Raw genomic sequence first — 9,009 nt, forward strand, 5'->3', positions numbered from 1 at the left:
GATTTTACGCTACCGGGGTTTAGCGTAGGATTCAAAAAGGGGAAATATACGAAGTGAATATTGCTTTACATGAAGGATTGATCGGGTGAATCGTGACTTAGTACCTCCCGGACTATGGAAATATTCATGATTATTTGATCTTTCTTTTATATTCCCTCTTGATCGTTTTTTGGAGTTTTACATTTAATATAAAAGCTTATGAGAAAAATTCTATCTCTTTTCTTTGTAATGGCTTTGTGTGTAGTAGGTCTTTCGGCGCAAGGATTGGTTCAAGGGCAACCACATCCCTCGGCTCCGAATGTGCTGGCGAAAACAAAGTCCCAGTTAAGGGCTGACGCCAGCTTTTCTTTTGACGACATCCAGTTTTGGGTAGGAAGCGGCAGCAAGAGAGCCGCTTTAGTGATCGAATGGCATGATGGGAATCGACCGGATGCTATGGTTTGGGGATATCGCTGGGATGGCGAGGCTACCGGACACGATATGATCGTGGCGATAGCGAAGGCCGATCAGAAACTTCTTTTATTAACCCAATATACGGGTTGGATGGGTTATACGATCGATGGTATTGGATATGGGGATAATCTGGACGTCCGATATGATTTGGATGTGGCCAAGAATGAACCGAATAATGCTTTCAAATTTGAACCTCCCATTACGAATCCTTTGTTGGGGCAGACTGGTTTTCCTGAAAATCCGGCGGGGGACGTAGCGGCGGCTATTCGACAAGGCGTACAAACCGGGGTTATCTATCACCCGATAAATGCGGAAAGATATGGATATCCATCTTATGACTATGACCATTGGAGTTGTAGCAATGGCATTCATTGGCAAGCCGGTTGGTATTATGGTTATTGGAGTTATTTTGTGAGAAGTAGTCAAACCTCGAATTTTAGTTATTCAGGTTTAGGTGCTACAAGCCGTGTATTGACGGATGGTTGTTGGGATGCGTGGAGTTGGAATGGAAATATGAATACATCAGAAGGAACTCAGCCCGGAGATGTCTTTGTCGCAGCGACAATACCCTCTGGAGGTGGAGGGGATGAACCCGAGATCCCGGCGATACACGTAACATCCATTTCTCTCAATAAGTCTTCTTTGCGTTTACAAGCAGGAGCAAATGCAATCCTTGCAGCTAGTATCTCTCCTGTAAACGCTGATAATAAGCAGGTTACTTGGAGTAGTTCCGATACAGGTATAGCAACGGTAGAAGATGGGGTCGTAACAGGTGCCAAGCCCGGTGTGGTGAAAATAACAGCCCGATCGGTAGATGGCGGATATACCGCTGTTTGCGAGGTGACGGTAACGGAGACGGTTACTCCTGAGATCGATTTTGAAGGGACCGGGGCGGTTATCTCATTCCCTAAAGTGGAGGAAGCCACCTCCTATGAGGTTCGTGTCTACAGATATGAGAATGGAAGTTATAAAAAGATAGGCACTTACGTAGCGGATGCGGAAGGCAATATCATTACTGAACTACTGACGAAAGGCTTACGGGCTACTTCCGGCACTATATCCGTCCCACTGAAGAACCTAGGGAGGGATGACGCTTATCGGATAGAGATCCAAGTCATGAATGGCTTGGACGTGATCGATACCTATATGGTAGAAAAATCTTCTGATCCGGTGAGCAATGAGACTATGGCTCCCGTTATCCCAAAGGTTTCCTATCAGAATGGAGCGTTGCGCTTTGAGCATTTAGCCGGATATCAAATCTATTTAATGCAGATAAACGGGAAAATGTTGGAACGTTTTGTGATTCAAGTTCGGGAGGAACTTCATCCAATATCTCTTCCATCCGGGAATTATCTACTGATAGGCGAAAAGGATGGCGATAAAAAGACATTTAAAATTCATATTACTCAATAATTAAATTTATTAACATGAGACGAACACTTTACTTAAGTATGGTCTGTTTGCTATCGGCTCTGTTGGTAGTAGGCCAAACCGGTTCGCGGGATCTGAATCCGATAGAGAAACAGAAATTGCAATTACCTGAATTACCCGGTTCGCAGGCACGAGCCTCGATGCTTCGATCCAATGAAAGCGTGGATTACACGAAAGGTACCTTTATCGTAAACGAAGATTGGTACGGGCACCAAAACAGTTCGGTGAACTTCCTGTCGGATGATGGGACTTGGACATATAACGCGTTCCAAAGAGAGAATCCGGGACATGAATTGGGATGTACGAGCCAGTTCGGTACGATTTATGGGGATTTGTTGTATATCGTGTCCAAGCAATCAAAAGATGGTGCGGCATCTGTAGAGGGAAGTCGCTTAGCGGTAATTGACGCGAAAACGATGCAAGTGAAGAAGGAATTTCAGACGATCAACAGCGCAGGAGCTGATGGACGTTCTTTTTTAGGAGTGGATCTGACGAAAGGTTATATCGGAACGAGTAATGGTATTTATGTTTTTCATACAGGATACGATGAAAAGACCGGAAAATATGATGAAAACCAGATGTCTATCGAGGCCAGCGCAATCGGAGGAACGACGGGAATTTCTTCCAGCGATTTGTATCATTCACAGATTGGAACCATGATCCGTGTTGGAAAATATGTATTTGCGGTACATCAAACGAAAGGATTGTTGGTGATCGATCCGAAAGAAGATAAAGTTATCAATATGATATTGAAGCCCGAGGAGGATAGTAATCATGGCTTGGGCTCTATCGTGCTTTCTAAAGATGGTAATTTATGGGCTAGCGTGACATTCGAGTTAACTGGTACCGGAGCGACAATGCCTTATATGTGGAAAGTGAATCCATATACGTTAACAACGCAAAAGGTAGATATACCAACAACGGATGGTATTGAGGAGATTCCCAACTCTTGGTATGCATGGACCGCCGATGGTTTCTGTGCCAGTACGAAAGAGAATAAGATCTATTGGAAAGGACAAGGCTCCGGTAGTTGGTTCACGGGATATAAGATTTTCTGTTATGACATAGATAAGGATTCTTTTTATCAAGTATTCGACTTTACAAAGCTAGATAAAGGAGATTGGCGTCTTTATGGTACGGGATTCCGTATTGATCCGGTGGATGATAATATGTATTGTTTCCTTTATCATGAATTCTTAAACCCGGAACATGAATTAGCGGTAATTAAAACAGACGGAAGAGGGGATACGAACGGAACAATGGTAGGTCGCTATCCTTATGAGAAAGTGAATTATTGGTTCCCTGCTTTGCCTGTGTTCCCGGATAACATGGCTCCGACAATCACAGACGGTTTACCTAGCGAAATTACGTTTTCCGCTGAAAATACGAAGTATAGTAAATCAATGGATGAGATTATAGAAGATGGTGATAATATGATTTCAGCGGTTGTTACTACGATTGTGAATCCGAATCCGGAACTAATTAGTGCGGAGGTGATAAATAACACGTTGACTATTGCTCCGATCGTGGAGAGTATCCAAGAAGTGAAAGAAATTCAACTTAATTTTGAGTTTAACTCAAATGGTAAGATCGTAAATAAACAAGTTGTCGTAAAGTTGACAACTTCAACAGTAGCTCCTTTTGAGTTTAATGAAAAAGAGGTGACACTGGAAGGAAAAGAAAAAACTTTAACATTGGCTGTTACAGGATTAGCGGAAGAGACAATAGAATGGAGTAGTTCTCATCCTGAAATTGTGAGGGTTTCGGAAGATGGTACTGTCATTGGTGTCACTTATGGTACTGCGATAATTACAGCGAAGAGTAAGATACGCCCGACACTTTCTGCGAAATGTTCTGTTACTGTCAAGCGTCCAGCAATGACATTAAAGGAATCTTCTGTAGAATTATATGTTGGAGAAACAAAAGAAAGAGTGCTGACTCCTGTAGATAATAGAATAGAATTAGGAGAAAAGATAGAGTGGACTTCATCCGATGAAAATATCGTAACGGTGGAAGGAACGGCATATTATGCGAATGTTACTGCTCATTCTGCTGGTGTCGCTGAAATTATTGCGACAATTAAATCGGAAATAACCGGAGAAACTTTGTCTGTAACTAAACGTAAGGTAACGGTAGAAACATTTATACCTGTCGAAAAAATAGAATTGCGATTCGCATCTTCAGGAGAGTTGCTGCCAGAAGATGTCTTAACGATGAACCTGAATGACAAGCTACAGCTTTCCGCTATTGTTAGGCCGGACAATGCCAGTTCGAAGGATTTGAAATGGTCTTCTAGTGATGAAACTGTTTTTTCTGTTAGTAATGCAGGAGTGATACAAGCAAAGGGTAGTGGTGAAGTGACTATTACTGTTTCAGCTGCGGGTAGTGATGCTTTAGCTTCGTGTCAACTTTCTTGTTCGTTTGAGTATGAAGGTGCGGCCTTTAAAAATAAGACTGTAAAATATAATTATAATGATGGTGCCGGAGAGTGGTTTTTGGAAATTCCTGTTGTTTTTAAACCAGCTAAGCCTGATTATATTGATATTATAGATGCTAGAGTTGAAGGAGATTTAGCGGATCGTTGGGGATTTGACAGTTTTGACGGTGAGAATTTAGTTTTGAACTGTTATGATGATACTCAAGGGACAGGAACACTTATAGCGACAGTCCAGGACTCGCAGACAGGGGAAACGAGTGAAATCTCTTGTCTTCTGTGTAGTGCAAATGATTTAACTAAGTTCGAATTGGAAAAAAGTTCATTGTTTATGAAAACCGATGAAACTTTTCAGTTAAAACCTCAAATAGAGTGGGGAGACGTAGAACCTGTAAAAGTCTTATATGTTTCATCGGATGAAACGATAGCTTCTGTTGATGATGGAGGATTGGTTACGGCCCATAAAGAAGGGAAAGCAAATATTGAAGTATATCTTGAAAATGGTTTGGCTTCTACAGAATGTCAGATAACTGTTGCAAAAGTTGCTGCTGCCAGATTAACAATTCTTGTACCAGATAGAATTGTGAAAGTGGGACAAAATGAAAGGTTTCAGTTCACCGCAAAAGTTTATCCTGATGATGTTAGTTTCTCTTCGGTAAAATGGAGTGGCTCTACTTATATTGATGAAAATGGTTTATTTCAATGTCGCAATATGTCTAAGCATACAATCATAGCAACATCGGAAGATGGTCAAGCGTCTGACACGTGTATGGTTTATGTACAAGGAGAAATACCTCTAGAATCCTTTAGTGTAGAACCTAAAGATATATTATGGGATATAAATGATGGACAGGTTTATGATTTGCGCTCTAAATTTAAATTTAATTATTATCCAATGAATTCGTCTTGCGCTTCTAGTACAATGCTTCCTGAAGTGGTTATCGAAGATGAGGATATTATTACTTATGTAAAACCGGATCCCTCAGGATTGAACGGAGGTTATAAACCATCAAAGGTTGGGACAACAGGAGTTGTGTTTGAGGCGATAGATGGCGGTTTTAAAGATTCTGTTCAAATCCATGTGACTGATAAGAGCTTAGGGGTTTGGGGTGTGACTTTAGAGTCTTCTCAAAGAGTAGCGGCTATTGGTGAGCATTTCACTTTATCTTATGAAGTACAAACTGATCCAACAAAGCCGGATGTGGAAAAAAGTGTGACATGGACTAGCAGTGATGAAAATGTTGCGACAGTTAATTCTAAAACAGGAGAGATCCAAGCATTAGCTGACGGTGAAACGGCAATTCGAGTGAAGACTGATACTGGTGGGTTTGTTGCGACGTGCACATTGTCAGTGGGAAAGGGTATTATAAAAGTGACAGGTGTTTCTTTAAATCAAGATCGGCTGGAGTTGCTAATAGGGCGTTCTGCTCAATTAATAGCGACAGTTCTTCCGGAAAATGCTAAAACAAAAACTGTAAACTGGTCAAGTGATAATCGATTGGTTGCGGAAGTCGATGAAGATGGCAATGTTTCCGCATATGAGGAAGGAACTGCTACGATCACGGTAACAACCCTTGATGGAGGCTATACAGCTACTTGTAAAGTGATTGTTTCTGCGGAACTGGAAAAACCGGGGGCAAATGTTACGGGTGTTAGCCTAAATGCGTCTTCTTTGTCTTTGAATAAAGGTGAGGAGGCTGTATTAGCAGCGGTGGTATCTCCATCCAATGCGATTAATAAATCAGTAACTTGGAGTTCTTCGGATGCCACGGTAGCCACAGTAACTAACGACGGTACGGTTAAGGCCGGTATCGCCGGTGTAGCTACAATTACGGTGACAACAGATGAAGGTGGTTATACCGCTACTTGTGAAGTAACGGTAATAGATCCGAATTTGGAAAATCCCGTGGTTGAAGTAAAAGATTCCACGGCTATATTAACATTTCCGAAAGTTCCGGAGGCTACTTTCTACGAGGTGTTTATTTATAAGTACGTAAATGGGATACCTGTATTATTTGGTGTTTACACGGTTGATGCAGAGGGTAATATCCTTACTGGCTTGATGAGTGAGCTTCGTTCTGGGGAACAAGAAAAGATCAAGGTCTCTATTCCTGAATTAGATGGAAGTTCAGAATATATCGTAAAAGTTACAGCTATCAAGGAAGGTGATGGTAGGCAAGAGATATTAGGAACATTCTATAGTGAGCCATTCTCCACATCCGGTCCGGTGGGTAATGAGGCTATCGGTGTTGGTGAAGCGATGATTTATTACTATGAAGGTCGATTGCATTTGAATAATCTGGAAGGTTATTCTTGCTATATTGTAAATATGAATGGCGCTATATTGGATCTTTTTAAGATATCGGGAATTAACGAGTCTCATCCAATCCAATATTCAAGAGGTGCTTATATTATAGTAGTGGTAAAAGATAATGATCGGATGAGCAAGACGATCGTTGTTAAATAAATAATGTATTAACAAATTAAACATTGATGAGCATGAAAAAGCTTTATCTTTTTCTCGCATTAATCTTAATGGCGGGAAGTATCAGCGCACAGCGTATGGTACAAGGTGTGTTACGTTCGGATTTACCGGCGGAAAAACAGAAAGCGGCTTTGATGTCCGCAAGGAGTAACCGTACTTTTTCTTTTGACAGTATTGATTTCTGGGTAGGTGATGGTGAAAACCGTGCGGCTATAGTTTTGACTTGGCATGACACTGATAAAACCGTACCCGATAATATGGTATGGGGATATCGATGGTCTGCTGATGTAGATACCATTTCTGGATTGAGCCTATTTGAGTCTGTGATGAAAGCTGATCCCCGTTTGGTTGGATTGGTTCAATATACAGGTTCAATGGGTTATACGATTAATGGCATTGGATACTGTGAACCAAGAGCGACTTCAATGCAAATATCTTTTCAGTTAGACAGCGCTAAAGCTCATGTTAGTTATACTTATCCAGATAATGCGGCAACACTTGCAAGAACTGCTATAAACCAAGGAAAATCATCAGGTGTTATTTATCATCCATTTGGTTCAAATGGAACAAGTTATCCTGCTTATGATTATGACTATTGGGTGGCTACGGCTACGGCAACTAACCACTGGTTCGCTGGTTGGTATTCCGGTTATTGGAGTTATTTCGTTCGTGATTCCTATACTCAAGATTTCTCTTATTCCGGATACGGGGCATCAAGCCGAAAAGTCCAGAATGGTACTTGGGATGCTTGGAGCTGGAATAGTTTTATGGGAACGACATCGGGAACAGAACCGGGTGATAATTTAGTAGCGGCAACTCCTATCATTTGGCTTAATAAGAAAGCTATTTCTTTGAGTGGAAGTGGAACCTATCAATTAGTTGCGTCTGTACAATCTGCTTATGCTTCTTTAACGGGTGCGGTATGGTCTTCTAAGAATACTGCTGTTGCGACAGTTGATCAAACGGGTAAAGTTACGGCTGTAGCTCCGGGTACAACTGAAATCAAATTAATTACAGCTAATGGTAAATATAACACGTACTGTAAAGTAACCGTAACCGGTACAGCCACGAAATCAGCGGCCGCAACCGCAAACATCTCTTATTCCGACAATACCTTGCATGTAAAAGATCTAGCCGGTTATACCGGTTACATCACGAACACCGCAGGTTCTGTAGTATCTACTTATGCGATCACCTCTTCTGATGACGTGAAAACAGTAAACTTGAATAAAGGTGTTTATGGCTTTACAGCGGTAAAAGGTACAGAGAAAGTCTCTGTTAAGTTTGTCGTGAAGTAAATCATCTCTTGATTTCGCTAGAGCGCTCTCTCTTACTCATGAGAGTACTCTAGCGTTACAGATTCCGTGAAAGATGTATGATCTTACGGCGATAAGATTATACATCTTACAACGGTAAGATCATACATCTTATAATGGTAAGATCATATATCTTTTTATCGGACTACAAGCTAGCTTCTTTTGGGTTAATTTGCGTTCCTTGCGACGATCCCGGAGTATATCACCATAATACCATGCCATTGTTTTTTCATTGAAAGCTTCACGTGTAGCTGTACTGTGTTCCCTGTATTATAATGTATGTAGTTGCTGATTTTTTTATTTCTTTACAAGAAAATTTTCTTTTCATATGATCGAATATAAAAGCTACGATTATACAAGAACCATCCCTGTGGATGATTATATCTTACGTTATCGGGATGAGCGGCGTTTCATGGCCTATTGCCGGGAGTGTCGTAGGTATGGAAACAGTTGGAGTTGTCCGCCTTTTAATGATTCGGAGGACTATTTATCCGGGTTTCGGAATCTATTGATTGTTTGTACGCGGATAACTCCCGTTGTATTGGATGTACCGGATGCGGTGGAAGCGGGGCAAGAGTTGATGCACCGGGAAAGGAGCCGATTGGATAAACGTCTTCTTGCGTTGGAGGAGGAATATAATGGACGGGCGTTTTATGCCGGTAGTTGTATCCTTTGCCCTTGGGAAGAGTGTACACGTAGATCTGGTAAGGCTTGCCGCTATCCTTCGCGGATCCGTCGTTCCCTTGAGGCCTGTGGGTTCGATCTGGGACGTACTACCTCGGAGTTGTTCGGTATAGAGATGAAGTGGTCCGAGAATCGGAATTTGCCGGAATATTTACTTCTGGTTAGTGGATTCTTATCTTGACATGATACAGATTTACTTCACACGC

4 protein-coding genes are annotated in these 9,009 nt (G+C 41.6%); all 4 read left to right on the forward strand.

Annotated elements, in window-relative coordinates:
* Positions 1-198: 198 nt before the first annotated feature.
* The 4 genes from DWX84_RS08180 to DWX84_RS08200 all read left to right on the forward strand — a co-directional run bounded on the left by DWX84_RS08180 (position 199) and on the right by DWX84_RS08200 (position 8,984).
* Complete coding sequence (locus DWX84_RS08180; protein WP_122377476.1) at positions 199-1,866, forward strand: Ig-like domain-containing protein; 1,668 nt, start codon at positions 199-201, stop codon at positions 1,864-1,866.
* A gap of 14 nt (positions 1,867-1,880) precedes the next feature.
* Positions 1,881-6,785, forward strand: coding sequence for a DUF5074 domain-containing protein (locus DWX84_RS08185; RefSeq protein ID WP_121960680.1), 4,905 nt, complete (start codon positions 1,881-1,883; stop codon positions 6,783-6,785).
* Between the two features lie 32 nt (positions 6,786-6,817).
* On the forward strand, positions 6,818-8,101 hold the full coding sequence (locus DWX84_RS08190; RefSeq protein WP_227154235.1) for an Ig-like domain-containing protein: 1,284 nt from the start codon (positions 6,818-6,820) through the stop codon (positions 8,099-8,101).
* Positions 8,102-8,447: 346 nt separating this feature from the next.
* A complete protein-coding gene (locus DWX84_RS08200; protein WP_122377477.1) occupies positions 8,448-8,984 on the forward strand; it encodes a DUF2284 domain-containing protein in 537 nt (178 codons plus the stop codon).
* Positions 8,985-9,009: the final 25 nt, after the last annotated feature.

Source organism: Parabacteroides sp. AF21-43 (assembly GCF_003635435.1).
Taxonomy (GTDB): domain Bacteria; phylum Bacteroidota; class Bacteroidia; order Bacteroidales; family Tannerellaceae; genus Parabacteroides; species Parabacteroides distasonis.